Annotated in this window: 22 protein-coding genes; 12 read left to right on the top strand and 10 right to left on the bottom strand. The window is 68.3% G+C overall.

Going from position 1 to position 17,156, the window contains the following annotated elements:
- Window positions 1-44: 44 nt before the first annotated feature.
- Complete coding sequence (locus tag VXJ37_RS00980) at window positions 45-563, bottom strand: GNAT family N-acetyltransferase (RefSeq protein ID WP_331321209.1); 519 nt, start codon at window positions 561-563, stop codon at window positions 45-47.
- A 158-nt stretch (window positions 564-721) separates the two neighbouring features.
- On the opposite strand from VXJ37_RS00980, the gene VXJ37_RS00975 reads away from it, so the two are divergent.
- The gene (locus VXJ37_RS00975) at window positions 722-1,180 is read left to right on the top strand and encodes a hypothetical protein (RefSeq protein WP_331321208.1); all 459 of its coding nucleotides are present in this window, start codon (window positions 722-724) and stop codon (window positions 1,178-1,180) included.
- Here VXJ37_RS00975 and VXJ37_RS00970 read toward each other — a convergent pair.
- Window positions 1,149-3,125, bottom strand: coding sequence for an amino acid transporter (locus tag VXJ37_RS00970; RefSeq protein ID WP_331321207.1), 1,977 nt, complete (start codon window positions 3,123-3,125; stop codon window positions 1,149-1,151). The two genes, VXJ37_RS00975 and VXJ37_RS00970, sit on opposite strands and share 32 nt — an antisense overlap.
- Window positions 3,126-3,301: 176 nt before the next feature.
- A complete protein-coding gene (locus VXJ37_RS00965) occupies window positions 3,302-3,880 on the bottom strand; it encodes a TetR/AcrR family transcriptional regulator (protein ID WP_331321206.1) in 579 nt (192 codons plus the stop codon).
- Between the two features lie 132 nt (window positions 3,881-4,012).
- Between VXJ37_RS00965 and VXJ37_RS00960 the strand changes: the two genes are divergently transcribed.
- The gene (locus VXJ37_RS00960; RefSeq protein ID WP_331321205.1) at window positions 4,013-4,690 is read left to right on the top strand and encodes an NADPH-dependent F420 reductase; all 678 of its coding nucleotides are present in this window, start codon (window positions 4,013-4,015) and stop codon (window positions 4,688-4,690) included.
- 36 nt (window positions 4,691-4,726) lie between these two features.
- Here the strand turns inward: VXJ37_RS00960 and VXJ37_RS00955 are convergent, their stop codons facing one another.
- Both VXJ37_RS00955 and VXJ37_RS00950 read right to left on the bottom strand, forming a co-directional pair.
- Window positions 4,727-5,410 (bottom strand): response regulator, encoded by a 684-nt coding sequence (locus tag VXJ37_RS00955; protein ID WP_331321204.1) that lies wholly within the window; start codon window positions 5,408-5,410, stop codon window positions 4,727-4,729.
- Window positions 5,407-7,983: a DUF4118 domain-containing protein gene (locus VXJ37_RS00950; RefSeq protein WP_331321203.1), complete on the bottom strand. Its 2,577-nt coding sequence runs from the start codon at window positions 7,981-7,983 to the stop codon at window positions 5,407-5,409. Before VXJ37_RS00950 ends, VXJ37_RS00955 begins: the two co-directional genes overlap by 4 nt.
- 167 nt (window positions 7,984-8,150) lie before the next feature.
- Here VXJ37_RS00950 and VXJ37_RS00945 point away from each other — a divergent pair, with 167 nt between their 5' ends.
- Both VXJ37_RS00945 and VXJ37_RS00940 read left to right on the top strand, forming a co-directional pair.
- Window positions 8,151-8,351 carry a DUF2795 domain-containing protein gene (locus VXJ37_RS00945; protein ID WP_331321202.1) on the top strand — a complete coding sequence of 67 codons (201 nt, stop codon included), beginning with the start codon at window positions 8,151-8,153 and terminating at the stop codon, window positions 8,349-8,351.
- Window positions 8,352-8,398: 47 nt separating this feature from the next.
- Window positions 8,399-9,145, top strand: a complete 747-nt coding sequence (locus VXJ37_RS00940) for an ABC transporter permease (protein ID WP_331321201.1) — start codon at window positions 8,399-8,401, stop codon at window positions 9,143-9,145.
- Between the two features lie 27 nt (window positions 9,146-9,172).
- On the opposite strand, the gene VXJ37_RS00935 is transcribed toward VXJ37_RS00940, so the two are convergent.
- On the bottom strand, window positions 9,173-9,718 hold the full coding sequence (locus VXJ37_RS00935; RefSeq protein WP_331321200.1) for a YceI family protein: 546 nt from the start codon (window positions 9,716-9,718) through the stop codon (window positions 9,173-9,175).
- Between the two features lie 144 nt (window positions 9,719-9,862).
- On the opposite strand from VXJ37_RS00935, the gene VXJ37_RS00930 reads away from it, so the two are divergent.
- Entirely contained in the window at window positions 9,863-10,291 is a 429-nt protein-coding gene (locus VXJ37_RS00930; protein ID WP_331321199.1) for a hypothetical protein, read from the top strand.
- A gap of 42 nt (window positions 10,292-10,333) precedes the next feature.
- Window positions 10,334-11,077, top strand: a complete 744-nt coding sequence (locus VXJ37_RS00925; protein WP_331321198.1) for a CDP-alcohol phosphatidyltransferase family protein — start codon at window positions 10,334-10,336, stop codon at window positions 11,075-11,077.
- 32 nt (window positions 11,078-11,109) lie between these two features.
- Here the strand turns inward: VXJ37_RS00925 and VXJ37_RS00920 are convergent, their stop codons facing one another.
- The 4 genes from VXJ37_RS00920 to VXJ37_RS00905 are packed head-to-tail and all read right to left on the bottom strand — an operon-like array spanning window position 11,110 to window position 12,952.
- The gene (locus VXJ37_RS00920; RefSeq protein ID WP_331321197.1) at window positions 11,110-11,781 is read right to left on the bottom strand and encodes a haloacid dehalogenase type II; all 672 of its coding nucleotides are present in this window, start codon (window positions 11,779-11,781) and stop codon (window positions 11,110-11,112) included.
- A gap of 54 nt (window positions 11,782-11,835) precedes the next feature.
- Window positions 11,836-12,222, bottom strand: a complete 387-nt coding sequence (locus tag VXJ37_RS00915; RefSeq protein WP_331321196.1) for a DsrE family protein — start codon at window positions 12,220-12,222, stop codon at window positions 11,836-11,838.
- A complete protein-coding gene (locus VXJ37_RS00910; protein WP_331321195.1) occupies window positions 12,222-12,638 on the bottom strand; it encodes a DUF302 domain-containing protein in 417 nt (138 codons plus the stop codon). The genes VXJ37_RS00915 and VXJ37_RS00910 overlap by 1 nt, the downstream gene beginning before the upstream one ends.
- Window positions 12,639-12,694: 56 nt before the next feature.
- Complete coding sequence (locus VXJ37_RS00905) at window positions 12,695-12,952, bottom strand: metal-sensitive transcriptional regulator (RefSeq protein ID WP_331321194.1); 258 nt, start codon at window positions 12,950-12,952, stop codon at window positions 12,695-12,697.
- Between the two features lie 124 nt (window positions 12,953-13,076).
- Between VXJ37_RS00905 and VXJ37_RS00900 the strand changes: the two genes are divergently transcribed.
- From VXJ37_RS00900 to VXJ37_RS00875, 6 genes are all read left to right on the top strand, one after another.
- Window positions 13,077-13,694, top strand: a complete 618-nt coding sequence (locus VXJ37_RS00900) for a rhodanese-like domain-containing protein (protein WP_331321193.1) — start codon at window positions 13,077-13,079, stop codon at window positions 13,692-13,694.
- Complete coding sequence (locus VXJ37_RS00895) at window positions 13,691-14,449, top strand: sulfite exporter TauE/SafE family protein (protein WP_331321192.1); 759 nt, start codon at window positions 13,691-13,693, stop codon at window positions 14,447-14,449. The genes VXJ37_RS00900 and VXJ37_RS00895 overlap by 4 nt, the downstream gene beginning before the upstream one ends.
- A 22-nt stretch (window positions 14,450-14,471) precedes the next feature.
- Entirely contained in the window at window positions 14,472-14,813 is a 342-nt protein-coding gene (locus tag VXJ37_RS00890) for a rhodanese-like domain-containing protein (protein ID WP_331321191.1), read from the top strand.
- Between the two features lie 44 nt (window positions 14,814-14,857).
- Window positions 14,858-15,154, top strand: coding sequence for a rhodanese-like domain-containing protein (locus tag VXJ37_RS00885; RefSeq protein ID WP_331321190.1), 297 nt, complete (start codon window positions 14,858-14,860; stop codon window positions 15,152-15,154).
- Window positions 15,155-15,215: 61 nt separating this feature from the next.
- Complete coding sequence (gene trxA / locus VXJ37_RS00880; protein ID WP_331321189.1) at window positions 15,216-15,578, top strand: thioredoxin; 363 nt, start codon at window positions 15,216-15,218, stop codon at window positions 15,576-15,578.
- Between the two features lie 110 nt (window positions 15,579-15,688).
- Window positions 15,689-17,089 carry an MBL fold metallo-hydrolase gene (locus VXJ37_RS00875; RefSeq protein WP_331321188.1) on the top strand — a complete coding sequence of 467 codons (1,401 nt, stop codon included), beginning with the start codon at window positions 15,689-15,691 and terminating at the stop codon, window positions 17,087-17,089.
- Window positions 17,090-17,156 lie beyond the last annotated feature (67 nt).

The raw sequence follows: 17,156 nt of genomic DNA, 5'->3' as shown, positions 1-17,156 counted from the left end.
GCCGGAAGCACAAACAGGGTCATTGGACTCTCGCAAAGCAGGAACTATTCAGTTCCCGCCACGGTGCTGCGGCGCTCCAGCAGCAATGTGTCCTGCCAGTGCCCGGCTTTGGGTCCGTTGCTGATCCTGGCTATCCGCTCCCTGGTCCCCACTACCCGGAACCCCAGTTTTTGGTGCAGCGCCAGGCTCGCCGTGTTCTCCGGGAAGATGCTGGACTGGATGGTCCAGATGCCCGCGGCCTCTGTGGAGTCGATCAGCGCACCGAGCAGGCGCCGGCCCACGCCCAGGCCGTGCGTCTGCGGCGCCACGTAAATGGAGTGCTCCACGAGGCCCCGGTACACCTCCCGGGACGAGACACGGGACACCGCGGCCCAGCCCAGGACCCGGCCCGCGTCCTCGGCGATGAGCCGGTGCTCAGGCAGCCGGCCGGCGTCGAACGCTTCCCAGGTGGGCGGCTCGCTCTCGAAGGTCGCCTCCCCCGTGGCGATGCCGGCGGCGTAGATTGCGTGCACGGCCTCCCAGTCGTCGGGGCACATGGGGCGGACGGTCACGGGGCGGCGCATGGATCCCATTATGGTGCCGCTGCCGCGCTCATCCCTTCCGCGGCGGCGCGGTGCAGGGTGTAAATAATCCGTCAATTAATCGCCCCGCCCACCCCGTTCAGGCCACGGCGGCCCTTTGATTGAGGCAAAGGCAGCACAGGCGGAGACAGGGAGCGACGATGCGGTGGGATGAGGCGCCGGAGGACCGCGGCAGGGTCAAGTTTGCCGCGGCAGCCGAGGCCGTGGAGGGCTACGGCGGACGCGGACTGAACGGCCGCGCCCTGCAGTCGGCCAGCGGCTACCTTTTCCCGGACCAGGACGGCGAGGCGTGGTGGGTCATCTTCCAGCCCTGGCCGGCGGCGGGCCCGCAGGGACACAAAGTTCCCGGCGACATCCTGGCCTGCAACGATTCCTATGGCGACATGGTGCACGTGGTGGTGCTGGCGGCGGGTGTCCGGGAGGACGACGCCGAGGCCGCCTTCCGCACGAACGTCCCGTTGACCCTCGCGGACGCCGCCCGGGTGGCCGCCGTCGTCCCGCACGTCGCGGCGCCGGCGAACCCCGCCGGCACCGCGCCCCAACCCGGCACGCCGGCGAAACCGCCGGTCAGCCGACGTGGACCCAGGGCCGCTGGGTGACGTCGGGGACGGCCTCGCGCAGCACTTCACGGGTCACGGGCGCAATCTCGCCCTCACCGAGGAACAGGAACCGCACGAGGTTGGTGATGGGATTGCCTTCGGTCCAGCGGAAGTAGATGTGCGGCATCAGCCCGGTCACGTCCCGGATGTGCAGCAGCACGGAGGCGATGGTGTTCGGAACCACCGGTCCGTGCACTTCGAGGACGCGGTAGCCGTGGCGGTTCACACCGTGGACGAACAGCTCGGTTTCGAAGTCGGAGGAATCGTCCACCACCACTTCGAGGAACAGGGCCTCCCCCGCCAGCGGCAGGTGGCTGACCTCGATGGCCGATTCGAGCTTGTCCCGGTAGGCCTCCGCGGTCATCCGCAGCGGTTCGTGGGCGATGATCGCGATGGGCCCGTCCAGGGTGCTGGACATGAATTCCAGCGCCTGCTGGTCCAGGTGCACCCGGGTGGCGTGCAGCTCGAAGGAACGCCGCACCCGGGACAGCAGTGAGATGACGATGATGCCCAGGATGAAGATTGCGGCGATCCTGATGCCTTCCGGGCGTTCGAAGATGTTGGCCACCGTGGTGTACGCGAAGACCACGGAAATGGCGCCGAAGCCGAAGGTGAGGTTCCGTTGCCTGCGCCGGCGGGCGGACAGCGTCACCGCCACGGCGGCGGAGGTCATCAGCACCAGCACGCCGGTGGCGTACGCACCGCCCTGGGCGTCGACGTCGGCGTTGAAGATAAAGGTGATGGCAAAACCGATCAGGGTGAAGACCAGCACCAGGGGCCGGACGGCCTTGGCCCATCCGGGGGCCATGCCGTAGCGCGGCAGGTACCGGGGAACCAGGTTCAGCAGGCCGGCCATGGCCGAGGCGCCGGCGAACCAGAGGATGCCGATGGTGCTGATGTCGTAGACGCTGCCGAAGCCCACGCCAAGGTATTCGTGCGCCAGGTAGGCCAGGGCACGGCCGTTGGCCTGTCCGCCGGGCTGGAATTCCTGCTCCGGGATGAGGACGACCGTAATGAAGCTGGTGGTCAGCAGGAACACGCTCATGATCACTGCGGCGGTGGTGAGCATGCGCCGGGCTCCGCGGATTCGGCCCGCCGGGTTCTCTTCTGTATCGTCCGCGGCCCCCTTGACCTGCGGCATCACGGCGACGCCGGTCTCAAAGCCGGACAGGCCGAGGGCCAGCTTGGGGAACACCAGCAGCGCGATGGCCACCGCCATCACGGGATTGCCGTGCGATACCCACAGATTGGTCCACCAGTCGCCCATGGCTGCGGGATGGGAGATCACCTGCCCCAGGGTGGCAACCACCACCACGGCATTCAGGCCCAGATACAGGACCACCAGGACCACGGCAACGCCGATCGCTTCCTTGAATCCGCGCAGGAACACGGCCGCCAGCAGCGCCAGGAGGAACAGCGTGACGGGGACGTTCTGGTCCTGGAGCCACCCCGGAGCGACGGGGTTGCCGAGCAGGTGCGCGCTGGCGTCGGCTGCCGAAAGCGTCATGGTGATCATGAAGTCGGTGGCGGCGAACCCCAGCAGGACCAGGACCAGGAGCTTGCCGCCCCAGCGCGGAAGGAGCCGTTCCAGCATGGCAATGGAGCCTTCACCACGGGGGCTTTCCCCGGCCACCCTGCGGTAGACAGGGAGTGCTCCCAGCAGGGTCACGGCCACCAGCACCAGGGTGGCCAGCGGCGAGATCACGCCGGCGGCGAGCGCGGCAATGGCGGGCTGGTAGCCCAACGTGGAGAAGTAGTCCACGCCCGTGAGGCACATGACCTGCCACCACGCGTGCTTCTTTTCATGGCTGGTGGGGACACCGCCGGGCCCGGGGTGCGCACCCTTGCTGTCCTGCAGTCCGAACAGCAGCCAGTCCTTCAAGGCCTTCTGGCCGCGCGCGTGGGGCGCCGATGGATCCGCCGGGGGCCTGCTTAACGTGGTCATGTCCGCCTTCCCGCGCTGCCCTCTGCAACGCGACCACTGCCGAAGCTAGCACCGGCGAAAAGGGCCGGCCTGCGTAAAGGGCCTTTATTGACGAATCCTTTACGCGTGATTTACGACGCCGGCTGCCGCACCGGATGCCCGCGTGCCGCCCGGCCGCGCCCTGTACGCGCAGCTGGCTATGGGAGCGGGCAGGCCTCGTCGACCAGCCGCCGTGCAAGGGCCAGGGCGCGCCGCCCGTACGTGCCGCCGTCGAGCACGGCCGCAGTGGCGTAGGCGCCGTTGAGGACAATCAGCAGCTCCTCGGCGAGCTGGTCCGGGGAGTCTGCCCCGGCGGCGGCCGCGAGCGAACGGAACCAGTCGCGTACCTGCTGCTTGTGGCCCACCGCTGCCGTGTGGGCGGGATGCTGGCCGTCCGGGAACTCGGTATTGGTGTTCAGCATCGGGCAGCCGCGGTAGGTCTCCCCGGCGCAGTCCGTCGCGAGAACTTCGAAGACGGCCAGGAGTTTCCCGCGCGGTTCGGGCTGGTCGCCGGCGGCCTGGAGCATCCGTTCAAACCAGGCGTCGGCCCGGCCTTCCACGTAGGCAGTGGCGAGGGCGTCCTTGGTGGGGAACTGCCGGTAGACGGTGGCGTTGCCCACCCCGCACGCCTTGACCACGGCATCCATCCCCACGGCCCGGATCCCCTGCTGATAGAACAGCCGGGTGGCCACGTCAAGGACATTGCGCCGGTTCTCCTCGCCCGTCCTGCGCACCACAAAAACCACACTCCTTCAAAACTTTCCACGTCCTGTCTCAGCTCCAGTTTGACAGACGGAACGATCCGTCACAAAGTTATGAGAACGATCCGTCACAAACTGGACGGGCCCCGCAGACCCCAAGGAGCATCCATGAACACCGCCGTCCTCGGAACCGGCATCGTCGGCCGGACCATCGCAGCGCGCCTCGCCGAACTCGGCCATGCCGTCACCATCGGCACCCGGGACCCGGAGGCCAGCCTCGCCCGCACTGAGCCCGACGCCATGGGCACTCCCCCCTTCGCCGAGTGGGCCGCCGAGAACCCTGGTATCGCCGTCGCCGGTTTCGCCGATGCTGTGGCCGGAGCTGAACTCATTGTCAATGCAACCAACGGCGGCGCCTCCCTGGACGTACTGTCGGCGGCCGGCGCCGGGAACCTGGACGGCAAGGTCATCCTGGACATCGCCAACCCGCTCGACTTCAGCAAGGGCATGCCGCCCACCCTGTTCGTCAAGGACACGGACTCGCTCGGCGAACAGATCCAGCGCGAGTTCCCCGGGGCGCGGGTGGTGAAGGCGCTGAACACGCTCAACGCGGACCTTATGGCACAGCCGGCGCAGCTCGCCGACCCCGGCACGGTCTTCGTTTCCGGCAACGACGCGGACGCCAAGAACACCGTCACCGTGCTCCTGAAGGAATTCGGCCACCAGGACGTCATCGACCTCGGCGACATCACCACGGCCCGGGGCACTGAAATGCTCCTGCCGGTATGGCTGCGCCTTTGGGGCGCGCTGGGCACCCCCGCGTTCAACTTCAAGATCGTCCGCTGACCCCGGTCCAGCCGGGGACTGCCGGATTTTGGCGGCTCAGGGTTCGAAGCGGTAGCCCATCCCGGCTTCCGTGAGCAGGTGGCGCGGCCGGGCCGGATCAGCCTCCAGTTTGCGGCGCAGCTGCCCCATGTAGACGCGGAGGTAGTGGGTCTCGTTGTCGTAGCCGGGACCCCAGATGGTGGCGAGCATCTGCTGCTGGGTGATCAGCCGCCCGGGGTTCTTCACCAGCAGCTGGAGGATGGCCCACTCGCGGGGCGTGAGCCGGACCGGGGCGCCGTCGCGGGTCACCTTCCGGTTGGCCAGGTCCACCTCGAAGTCCCCCGCGTCGACGGCGGGACCGGGGTCCGGCGCTTCAGGGGTGGTGCTCCGCCGCCCCGCCACGCGCAGCCTGGCCAGCAGCTCGTCCAGTCCAAACGGCTTGGTCACGTAGTCATCGGCCCCGGCATCCAGGGCACGGACCTTGTCCACGGACCCGTGCCGTGCGGAGAGCACGATGATCGGCGTGCTGCTGGTCCGGCGGATCCGGGTGATCACGTCCACACCGTTGATGTCCGGCAGGCCCAGGTCGAGGACGATGGCATCGGGATGTCCGCCCTCCGCGTGCTTCAGGGCGGTGGCCCCGTCCAGTGCCGTCAGCACCTGGTAGCCCTCGGCCTGCAGGTTGACCTGCAGGGCGCGCAGCAGCTGCGGCTCGTCGTCGACGATCAGAACAGTTCTCATGCTTTTCTGCTGCCTGCTTCCTGGCGAAAGCCTGGTGCGTAGTGGCCGGTGGAAAGCGGGAGCCGGATCACCATGGTCAGGCCGCCGCCGGGGGTCGGCTCGGGTACCAGCTGGCCGCCCATGGCCTCCGTGAAACCTTTCGCCACGGCCAGGCCCAGCCCGATGCCCAGCCCGTCCGGCGCATCGTCGAGCCGCTGGAACGGCTGGAACATTTCCACGACGGCGGCAGCGGGCACACCTGCGCCGTGATCGACGATCCGCAATTCGCCAAAGGGCGTCGCGCCGTCGTCCCCTGCGTTCGCCACGCCGGTAACGCCCACGATGACCACATCGGAGCCCGGGGCATACTTGAGCGCATTTTCCACGATGTTGGCGATGACTCTCTCCAGCATTCCCAGGTCAGCCTCAACGGGCGGCAGGTTGGGGGCGAGCTCAACCCGGATGTGCTCCGGGGGAATGCCCCGCAGCGCGTCCTCAATGGCATCGCGCCATGTGACCGGCGCCAGGTGCGGGGCGGCGGAACCGCTGGAAACCCTGGACATGTCCAAAAGATTGGAGATGAGGGCCTCCAGGCGCTCCGAGTAGGACTCGATGGTGGCCAGCATCTCGGCCTGCACTTCTGCCGGCAGCCTCCGGTTTTGACGGCGGAGTGCGGTCACGGCGAGCTTGATCCCGGCCAGCGGGGTGCGCAGGTCATGGCTGACCGCGTTGAGGATCGCCGTCCGGACGCTGTTGCCCTCCGCCATTTTCGTGGTGCTCTTCAGCCTGCGCTGCAGGGTGTCGTGCTGCCGCAGCAGCAGGAGGTGGGCGCCGTGCGCCGTTAGGAGGAGCCTGTCCCCGGACGTGAGCGTGCGTCCGGATAGGACCAGGGCGGTGCGTGGATCGGCCAGTTCCACGTTGTCCGTCAGGGAGGATGCCCTGTCCGGGGCGGGTGGTGCCGCATCTCCGGAATAGGCCTGGAGTTCCCACCCCGCCTGCCTGTCGCCGGACCGGGTGAAGAGGCCGGCGGCCCGGACCTGGAAGGTTTCGCGGGCCTTGTCCAGGAAGCCTGCCACGGTATCGTCCGCCAGCAGGGCGTCCCTGGCAAGGTCCGCCAGGGTGGCTGCTTCGGCACGGGCACGGCTGGCCTCCTGCGCCCGCCGTTCCGACAGGCCCACCACCAGTGACACCGCAACCCCGGCTCCGAGGAATACCAACAGGGCAAAGACGTTTTGCGGGTCGCTGATGTCCAGCGTGCCCACGGGATCCGTTTCGAAGTAGTTGAGCAGCAGCGAGGCCAGGACTGCGGCGAGCACGGCCGGCCACAGCCCGCCAACGAACGCCACCGCCAGCACTCCGGTCAGGTGGACCAGCGCCTGGGTGGCGAGGTTGAGTGCCTGGCCCAGAGACAGGGCCGCGGTTGCCAGGACGGGAAGGAGCACAGAGAGGATGTAGCCGGCAACGGTGCGGGCACGGCCCAGCGCGGCGGGGGCCTTGCGGGGCAGCCCGCGCCCGGCCTGCGGATGGGAAACCAGGTGCACGTCGATGTCCCCGGATTCCCGCACCACCTTGGCGCCCACGCCCATCCCCAGAATGCGGCTCCACAGGTGCCCGGGCGACGCGCCGATGACGATCTGCGTTGCGTTGGTGCTCCGGGCGAACTCCAGCAGGGACTGCGCCGGATCATCTCCCGAAACTGTGTGGCACGTGCCACCCAGGTCAGTGACGAGCCGCCGCTGCGCATCCAGCCCCTGTTCGGAAGCCCCCTTCCGCGCCCGGGTGCCGCGCACATGGACGGCCAGGAGTTCACTGCCGTTCGACTTGGACAGGATCCGGGCTGCCCGCCGGATAAGCACCTCGTCTTCCGGGCCGCCGGCAAGCCCCACCACCACCCGCTCACGCGTGGGCCAGGTGGCGGTGATTCCCTGGCTTTCCCGGTAGGCCGCCAGGCCTTCATCCACCCTGTCTGCGAGCCAGATCAGGGCGATCTCGCGCAGCGCGAAGAGATTTCCCAGCCGGTACTCATTGGCCAGGGCGGCGTCAACCTTGTGTTTCGGAAACACCTTGCCTTCGGCGACCCGTTGGCGCAGGAGTGCCGGGGAGATGTCCACGAGTTCAATGTGGTCGGCCCGCCGGACAATCTCATCCGGCACCGTCATCTGCGCTGCTTCGTCGGTGATTGCGGCGACGGCATCCTTGAGCGACGCCAGCTGCTGCACGCAAAGGGTGGACAGCACGTCGATGCCGGCGGCCAGCAGCTCCTCGATGTCCTGCCAGCGCTGGCTGTTCCTGCTGCCCGGGCTGTTGACGTGGGCGTAGTCATCCACCACGGCCACGTCCGGCCGCCGCTCCAGCAGCGCACCGGCATCCAGCTCATCTGCCTGCGCCCCGGCGGCGGTCTGCACCCGGTGCGGCGCCACGGCGTGGAGCCCCTCAAGGAGCTGCTGCGTTTCCGGCCGCCCATGCGCAGCGGCAATGCCGACGGCGACATCCCTGCCCCCGGCCTGGAGCCGGCAGGCTTCCCGCAGTGCGGCGTACGTGGTGCCGGCCCCGGGCGCCGCGCCCAGGAAGATCCGAAGCGTTCCACGTCCCATACCCACAGTCTTATCCCCTCCTGCCACGGGAACAAACCCAGGGGAGGACAGGCCGGATCATGGCGGCATTCCGCAGGGCCGGGTGCAGGACTACGATGGCTCCACCGCAGCCCGAACCACGTGGGCAACGGCGAACAGCCGGCCGACATCGAAAGGAAACCGGTACCATGGCGGACACCCCCAACCCGATCCAGATCCAGAAGTTCCTGGGCGGCATCGACTACCCGGCCAAGCGCGGGGACCTGCTCTCCCGCGCAAAGGACTCCGGGGCGGACAAGAACGTGATGGACGCCCTCGAGGCCCTTCCTGACCGGGAGTATGACAGCCCGACGGCGGTCAGCTCTGCGATCGCGGACAGCAACTCCTAGGCGCAGCCCTGCCGGGCGGGCGGCCGCCCGGCCGCTAAGCTGGCGGCATGCCCGCCCTTGCCGCACTGCTGCCCACCCTGGCGGCCGTTGCCATCCTGGCGGCGCTCACGGTAGGCGTCCTCTGGGGCGCGCGGACGCCGTCGTACCTCTCCCCCGCCCTGGCCATCCTCCGCGGCGCGGCGCAGCTCGCGGTCATCAGCCTGGTGCTGGGCGGGGTCATCTCCAATCCGCTGTGGGTGGGGGCGGCGCTGGCGGTGATGTTCAGCGTGGCGTCCGTGACCGCCACGCGCAGGCTCACGTGGTCCTGGCGGCGGTTCGCCGTGGTGGCCGGGACCATGGCCGCGGGCATCCTGGTGACGGTGGCCATCGTGTTTGGAACAGGTGCCATTGAGTTCTCGCCGCGGTATGCGCTGGCGGTGGGCGGGATCGTGATCGGCAACTCCATGACCATCGCCACCCTGGCCGGCCGCCGGTTCGTCGAGGCCATCATTGAACAGTGGGACCAGGTGGAGGGCTGGCTGGCCCTGGGCGCAACACCCCGGCAGGCCACCCTGCTGCAGGCCCGGCAGGCGGTGCACTCGGCCCTGATCCCGTCCACGGACCAGACCAAAACCACCGGCCTGGTCACCCTTCCGGGAGCGTTTGTGGGTGCGATCTTCGGGGGCGCCTCACCCCTGGAAGCCGGGCGGTTCCAGGTGGTGGTGCTGGCGTCCATCATGGCCGCGGGGTCCATCACCGCCGTCGCCCTGATCCGCTCCCTGGGGAACGTGAAGGTGCGGCCCGCGGCGCCCTGAGAACCGGGCGCCGCGGAACTTGCAGCGTCAGGCCTCTTTGACCAGCGCTGCCTCGAGGTTGATCTTCACCTTGTCGCTGACCAGCACGCCGCCGGCCTCCAGGGCTGCGTTCCACGTCAGCCCGAATTCTTTGCGGCTGATCTCGGTTTCGGCGGAGAACCCGGCGCGGGTGGCGCCGAAAGGATCCACGGCGACGCCGGTGAACTCGACCTCCAGTTCCACGGGCCGGGTGACGCCCTTGATGGTCAGGTCGCCGGTAAGCGTGTACTCCTCGCCGTCACCTTCGATATGGGTGCCGCGGAAGGTCATTTCCGGAAACTGTTCCACGTCGAAGAAGTCCGCCCCACGCACATGGTTGTCGCGGTTGGCGTCGCCGGAGTCGAAGCTGGCGGTGGAGACGGTGGCGTGCACCGACGAATCGGCCAGGGACTCGCCCACCCGTGCCTCGGCCTGCGCCTGGGTGAAGCGGCCGCGGACCTTGCTGATTCCGGCATGGCGGACGCTGAAGCCGATCTCGCTGTGCGCCATGTCCAGGGTCCATGTTCCCGGCGTGATTTCCTTGGGAAGGGTCATCGCAGTTCTCCTTACTGGTAGGGCCGCAGGCTTCGCTGCCTGCTAATCGCGCAAGCCTGGGCGGACTCTAAATATTCCCCATAAAACCCACATTCCTGCCAGTACCGGGTGAACCGGGAGGGAACATCCGGCGTATACATAAGCGTGGCACTACGATTACTGACCGCTCTGGCGCTGTTCATTGATGCCGGCGTCCATCTTTTCCTGGCCCCGGGCTACCCGTACGCGCAGCCGGGCACCGTCAGCCAGGGCACGCTGTTCCTGCTTGAGGCCGCGGCCGCGCTGGTGGCCGGCGTCTATGTCCTGGTCCGCGGCAGCAGGGCGGCCTATGCCGTGGCCCTGGTGGTGGCCTTCAGCGCGTTCGCCGCCGTCATGCTGTACCGGTACGTGGACATCCCCGCCATCGGGCCCATCCCGGCCATGTACGACCCCGTCTGGTTCTTCTCGAAGACCCTCAGCGCCGTTGCGGAGGGAGCCGGCGCCCTGTTGGCCGCCGTAGGCTTGATCCGTTCCGGCCGCAGGGGAAAGTCCGACGACGGCACCCGGGTCACGGCCGGACGCCGCCGCCGGTGAGGATCACCGCAGCCGGTGCCGGCGTGCGAGGGGAGGTGGCAGATGGGCGCAGCTGAACGGGCACTGCCCGATGCGCTGGGCACCCTCGCCGTCTACGGACTCGCTGCCTTGTGGCTGACATCGGCGTCACCATCCGGACCGGCGCTTCAGCTCGCCGGAGTGTGCGCAGGGGCCCTGGTGGCCGGTGCCGCCGTCGGATCCGTCCTGCGGCGCATCCCGCGCTTCTCAACGCCGGCAGACCGCGTCACCCTGCTGCGGGCGGTCCTCGTGGCCCTGTGCGCGGTCCTGGCGGTCCCCCAGCTGTTCACCGGCGGCCGCGCGAACCTGCTTCTCCTGGTCCTGGGCGGCGCCGCCTTCCTCCTGGACGGGCTCGACGGTGCCGTGGCGCGGCGCACGGGAACCTCGTCGGCGGAAGGGGCACGCTTCGATGCCGCCACCGATGCCGCCCTGGTCCTGGTGCTCTCCGTCGCATCCGCCGCGGTGGTTGGCCCCTGGGTCCTGGGCATCGGTGGCATGTACTACGCCTTCGTGGCCGCGGGGTTTTTCCTCCCCCACCTCCGCGCCACGCTGCCGCCCCGGCCGTCCCGCAGGCTGATCGGGGCATGCCAGCCGTTTGCACTGCTGGTGAGCCTGGTCCCCGCCGCCCCATCTGCTGTTGCTGCCGCGGCTCCGGCGGTGGCACTCACACTGCTGCTGTTCTCGTTCGGGCGCGACGTCGCAGAACTCGAACAGCGGCACCGCGCGGAACTCCCCTTGGCAGCCCGGGTGCGGACCATCGTCCGCTAGCGAGGTGCTCCAGGATGGCCTTGGCCACGCGCTTATGCAGCGAGGACCGCCGCCAGTCCGGTCAGTGCCGGGATGACGATGTCCGGGGATTGGAAATAGGCGGGGTACCGGCCGCCGGTCCGGTTGATCCACGCCGTCCGAAGTCCGGCCTTGGCTGCGCCGTGGATGTCCCAGGGGTGCACGGCAACCAGCAGCATGTTGTCAGGCTCAACTCCCGCCGACGTCGCCGCGTGCTCATAGGCTGCCCTGGCCGGCTTCCACGCAGGTGCGTCCTCGACGGAGAGGAGCATCTCGAACTTGTCCCGGACGCCGCCGGCAACCAGCAGCTTGTCCGTGTTGGCTGTTGCCCCGTTCGTCAGGGTGATCAACCGGTGGCCGGACGCGGCCAGGGCACGGACGCCCTCAGGCACATCAGGGTGGAGGGACAGGTTCTGCATGGCAGCCATGATGCGTTCGACGGCGGTGTCCAGATTCCCGGAGATCCCTTCGGCTTCCAGCAGGGTGCGGAGGGCATCGGTGCCGATGGCGGCAAAGGCCTGGTTGTCACGGCAGGCGGCGAGGGCGAAGCCGTCGCGCAGGAGCATGGCGAACCAGAGTTTTGCCAGCCCTCGTGGCGCGCCGATCTGCGCGAACGCTTCGCCAAGCGGGGCCATGTCGGACAGGGTCTCGTTCACATCGAAAACGATGACCAGGGGTTGGGCCATGATCTTCCCTTTCGTTTTTCCGGCTCTGTTCCGGTGCCTTACAGGGCGGGGTGCTCAGAGGCGGGCGTAGGCCCATCCATCCCACTGGCGCCGGGCCAGGTGGGCGATGGCCGCAGGCACTGTTTGCACCCCTGCCGTGAGGTCTGAGCCCTCGAGCCCTGCCGACTGCAGGCTGTTGCCGCAGGCGAGGAGCTGCACCCCCAGCTGCCGGGCGTCGCCCACTGCCTCGTTCAGGGCCGAGCCTTTGGAGAGGAGTTGAACGCCGGGGCCCTGGACCACTACTTCAATGGCGGCAGCGGCACCCAGCGCGGCACGGGCGTTGGCGGCGCTGCGCAGGATGCCGGTGAGCGCGTCGTGCCCAATCGGGCCGGCGGCATGGATGAGCAGCCCACGGGCGCCTTCATCCGGGGCGTCCACCGCGGGTCCGCTGTCCGAAGCCATCAGTTGCTTTTCCCGCCAAGGCTGGCGAGGGCCTTGCGCAGGCGCGTGCCGGCGTCGTCCGCCACTTCCTTGACCGAGGGGGCGCTGCTGAGCCCCACCATGGTCTGGGGGTCAATGGCTTCCACCGTGGTGACGTCCGCCGACGCGTTGCGGCGTACCACGACGTTGCAGGGCAACAGGGCGCCCATTTCGGGTTCGGCGGCCAGGGCGCGGCTGGCAAGGGCCGGGTTGCATGCGCCGAGGATGACGTAATCCCCGACGGCGTCCGCGGCTTCAGCGCCGAGCTTGGCTTCGAAAGTGGAACGGACGTTGATTTCGGTCAGGATTCCGAAACCCTGGGCGGCAAGGGCTTCACGGGTGCGGTCCACGGCTTCCGCCCAAGGGAGGGAGACGGTGGTGGCCAGGGTGTAGGTCATGCTGCTCCTTAGAGTTGCCGGATGGTCCGCTGCCTTTGGGCTGCCGGGGCGTCGAATTATGCCAGGGAGAGGAAGAGCTTCTCCAGGTCTTTCCGGTCCATGGCCTCGTCCTTCTGGACGATGCACTGCTCCAGTCCGGTGGCGATGATGGCGAAGCCGGCCCGGTCGAGGGCCTTGGATACGGCCGCCAGCTGGGTGACAACATCCTTGCAGTCCCGGCCTTCCTCAAGCATCCGGGTGACGGCGGCGAGCTGGCCCTGCGCGCGCTTGAGGCGGTTGATCACGGGCGTGAGTTCGGTTGGGTTCAGTTCCATAAGGGGTCTCCATTGATGGGGGGCTTGCCGTCAACTATATACCCCCACGGGTGTTTTGACTACCCCCGGGGGTATCTGTAATACTCGGTGGGGTATCCACCAGACCCCTTCCGAGAGGCTACTTATGACTTCCCCTTCCAAAGCAGGCGCCGTGACCGCACTGGCTCCCGAGACCCTGCAGTCCTGGATCACAGAGCACCAGGACCTCGTGGTGATCGACGTGCGTTCTGCCGCAGAATTCGAGTCCATGCACATCCGCGGCTCCTACAACGTGCCGCTGCCGCTGCTTTCCGAGCACACCGATGAACTGGCCGCCCGGCTGGGCTCACGCGTGGTCCTGGTCTGCCAGTCCGGCGTCCGCGCCGAACAGGCCCGCCAGCGCATGGCCACCGTGGGCCTGGACACCGCCTATGTCCTCACCGGCGGGGTTCCCGGCTTTGCCGCTGCGGGCGGCGACGTGGTCAAGGGCAAGGACCGCTGGGACCTTGAACGGCAGGTCCGCCTGGCAGCCGGCTCCCTGGTGATACTCGGCCTGGCCGGAGGCAAGTTCGTCTCCCCCAAGGTCCGCATGCTGGCAGGTGCCATCGGCACCGGCCTGACCTTCTCGGCCGCCACCAACACCTGCGCCATGGGCAAGGCCCTGTCTGCCATGCCGTGGAACAAGGCCGCCAAGGAGCCCACCCGCGAGAGCGCCATCCTGCAGCTTCCCGTGCAGCCGGCTGAAGAGGGCGCTGCAGCATGATCGCGGCCCTGGGTCTGGGGCTCGTCGTCGGCGTCGTACTGGGCGTAGTAGGCGGCGGCGGGTCCATCATTGCCGTTCCTGCCCTGGTGTACGGCGTGGGCATGAGCCCCGCCCAGGCCATTCCCACCTCGCTGCTGGTGGTGGGAATCTCCTCGCTGGCGGCCCTGTTCCCCCGCATCCGTGAGGGCTTGAACTGGCCTGTCATCGCCCTGGTCGGGGCGGCCGGCATCCCGGCAGCCTGGGCAGGCGCGGCCGTGGGCAAGCTGCTGGATCCGAACATCCTGATGCTGGCCTTCGCCGCGATCATGGTGATTGCGGGAATCCGGATGCTCAGCAAACCCCGCGAAACCGAGGGCTCCTGCAGCATCGGCCCGCACCGGGCATTCCGGTCCTGCGCCCCAAAGGCCGTGGGAGTGGGCCTGCTCGTCGGGTTCCTCACCGGGCTCCTCGGTGTGGGCGGCGGCTTCCTGATCACCCCTGCACTGACCATCTTCCTGGGCCTGCGGATGAAGCAGGCCGTGGGAACCTCCCTGGCCATCATCGTGGTCAACTCGGCTGCCGGGTTCAGCGCCCACGCGGCCGGCTACACCATTGACTGGGCCACCACCCTGGCGTTCGCCATTCCCGCGATCGTGGGATCACTGGTAGCCGCCCGGTTTGCCCGGCACCTGCACGACAAGCACATCCGCATCTCGTTCGCGGTCCTCATCTTCGCCGTCGCGGCGTGGGTCACCGCCGGCACGGTCACCGCCTGACCCATCCACAGAGGAGAACACCATGGGATTGATCGATTCCCTCAAGAAGGCCTTCAGCAAGCCCTACAAAACCATTTCAGTGGCCCAGGCCAAGGAACTCCTGGGTTCGGGTGCCACGCTGATCGACGTCAGGTCCGCCCAGGAATGGCGGACCGGCCGGGCACCGCAGGCCAAGCACGTCCCCCTGGACCGGCTGCAGACCAGCACCGCCGGTATCCAGAAGGCCCGCCCGGTGATTGCCGTCTGCGCCTCCGGCGTCCGGTCCGCCTCCGCAGCCCGGATGCTGGCCGCCAAGGGCTATGACGCCTACTCGGTGCGCGGCGGCATGGCCGCCTGGCGCCAGGCCGGCGAACCCGTCCGCTAGACACATCACCACCAGCCGACAACCACTTCGAAGGAGAAACCACCATGGCTGAAATCACCATCACCGAAACCGACCAGCGCCGCTCCACCGCGCGCATCCTTGACGTCCGCGAGGACTTTGAAGTCGCCGAGGGCATGATCCCCGGCGCCCTGCACATCCCCATGGGCCAGCTGCAGGCCCGCCTGGGCGAGCTTGACCCGGCCGTCCCGGTGATCGCCGTCTGCCGCAGCGGCAACCGCAGCGCCGCCGTCGCCGATGCCCTCAACGGCGCCGGCTACAAGGCTGACACCATGGCCGGGGGCATGACCGCCTGGACCCGCGCCGGACTCCCCACCGCCTAAGCCCCGCCCCGCGCGGCACTGGGCAAACCAACAAGATTCGCCCGAAAGGACTCGACAGACCATGGCAACCATCGACATCACCCAGCAATCCTTCGCCCAGACGCTGGAGGACAACGACATCGTGTTCGTTGACTTCTGGGCAGCCTGGTGCGGCCCCTGCCGCATGTTCGCCCCGATTTTCAGCGCGGCCGCGGAACGCCATCCGGACATCACCTTCGCCAAGGTTGACACTGAAGCCGAGCAGGCCCTCGCCGCGGCAGCGAACATCACGGCCATTCCCACCCTCATGGCCTTCAAGGACAAGACCCTGGTCTTTTCCCAGCCCGGCGCCCTCAACGCCACCGGCCTGGAGGAAATCGTCCAGGCCGTCAAGAACCTTGACGTGGACATGCTTCGCGCCGAGGCAGCCCAACAGCACGCCTGACCTGTCGGTCCAAACAGCCGCATACCCCTCGTTGCGGTATACCCCCCGGGGTATCTATACTGGATTCAGAACAACTTCCCATCCCCTTTCAAACTGAAGGAGAGCACCACATGCTTATCGAGCGCATTTACGACGAAGACCTCGCCCAGGCCAGCTACCTGATCGGCTGCCAAGCCAAGGGTGAAGCCATTGTGGTGGACGGCCGCCGCGACATCGCCGTCTACCAGGACCTGGCTGCCAGGAACGGCATGAAGATCGTGGCCGTCACCGAGACCCACATCCACGCCGACTACCTCTCCGGCACCCGCGAGCTCGCAGCCGCCACCGGCGCCAGGATCTACGTCTCCGGCGAAGGCGGCCCGGACTGGCAGTACGAGTTCGACGGCGAGCGGCTGTACGACGGCGACACCATCGCCCTGGGCAACATCAGCATCAAGGCGGTCCACACCCCAGGCCACACCCCCGAGCACCTGTCCTTCCTGGTCACCGACGGCGCGTTCAGCGACAAGCCCGGCTACCTGCTCTCCGGGGACTTCGTGTTCTCCGGCGACCTGGGCCGTCCCGACCTGCTGGATGAAGCCGCAGGCGGCATCGACACCCGCTTCGGGGGCGCCAAGCAGCTCTTCGCCAGCCTGCGCGACAAGTTCCTCACCCTCCCGGACTACGTCCAGGTGCACCCCGCGCACGGCGCCGGCAGCGCCTGCGGCAAGGCCCTCGGCGCCATCCCGTCCTCCACCGTCGGGTACGAACGCCTCTACGCCTGGTGGGGCCCCTACCTCGCCGCCAACGACGAGCAGGGCTTCATCAACGAACTCCTCGACGGCCAGCCGGACGCGCACGCCTACTTCGGCCGCATGAAGCGCGAAAACCGCGTGGGGCCTGACGTGATGGGTGAACGTGCCCCGCTGAAGGAGCTGGACACCGCCGCCGTCGCCGCGGGCCTGGCGGAGGACACCCTGACCTTCATCGACACCCGCTCCAACGGCGAGGTCCACGAGGGCACCGTGGTCCGCTCCCTGAACGTGCCGGCCGGCAAGTCCGTTGCCAGCTACGGCGCCTGGGTGGTCAACCCGGAAACGGACAAGAACCCGCTGGTACTCCTGGCCAAGGACCAGGAACAGGCCCAGGACATGTGGGACCACCTGGTCCGCGTGGGCATCGACAATGTGGCCGGCTACCTGACCAGCATCGAAGGCCTGCCCACGTTCACCCCGAAGCTGATCCAGCCCGGAGAGCTCGAGAACTTCGACGCCGCCATGGTCCTGGACGTCCGCAACAAGACCGAACACAAGGCGGGACACGTGCCGGGCTCGTACCAGCTCAGCGGCGGCCGCGTCATGTGGCACCTGGACGAGCTGCCCATCGGTGGAACCATCGTGAGCTACTGCCAGTCAGGCGTCCGGAACTCCGTGGCCGCGAGCGCCCTGCGCCGTGCCGGCTACGACGTCGTCGAACTCGACGGCAGCTACGCCGGCTGGAACGCCTGGCGGAACAGCGTCCCCGCAGCCTGACCACGGCTGAACTACCCCGAGACCGCCCGGACATGACCCCCCTCCTGCCCGGGCATCCCGGCCCGGG

It is taken from the genome of Pseudarthrobacter phenanthrenivorans, assembly GCF_036455295.1.
GTDB classification, from domain to species: Bacteria; Actinomycetota; Actinomycetes; order Actinomycetales; family Micrococcaceae; genus Arthrobacter; species Arthrobacter phenanthrenivorans_C.
This window is presented reverse-complemented; position numbering and strand designations above follow the sequence as displayed.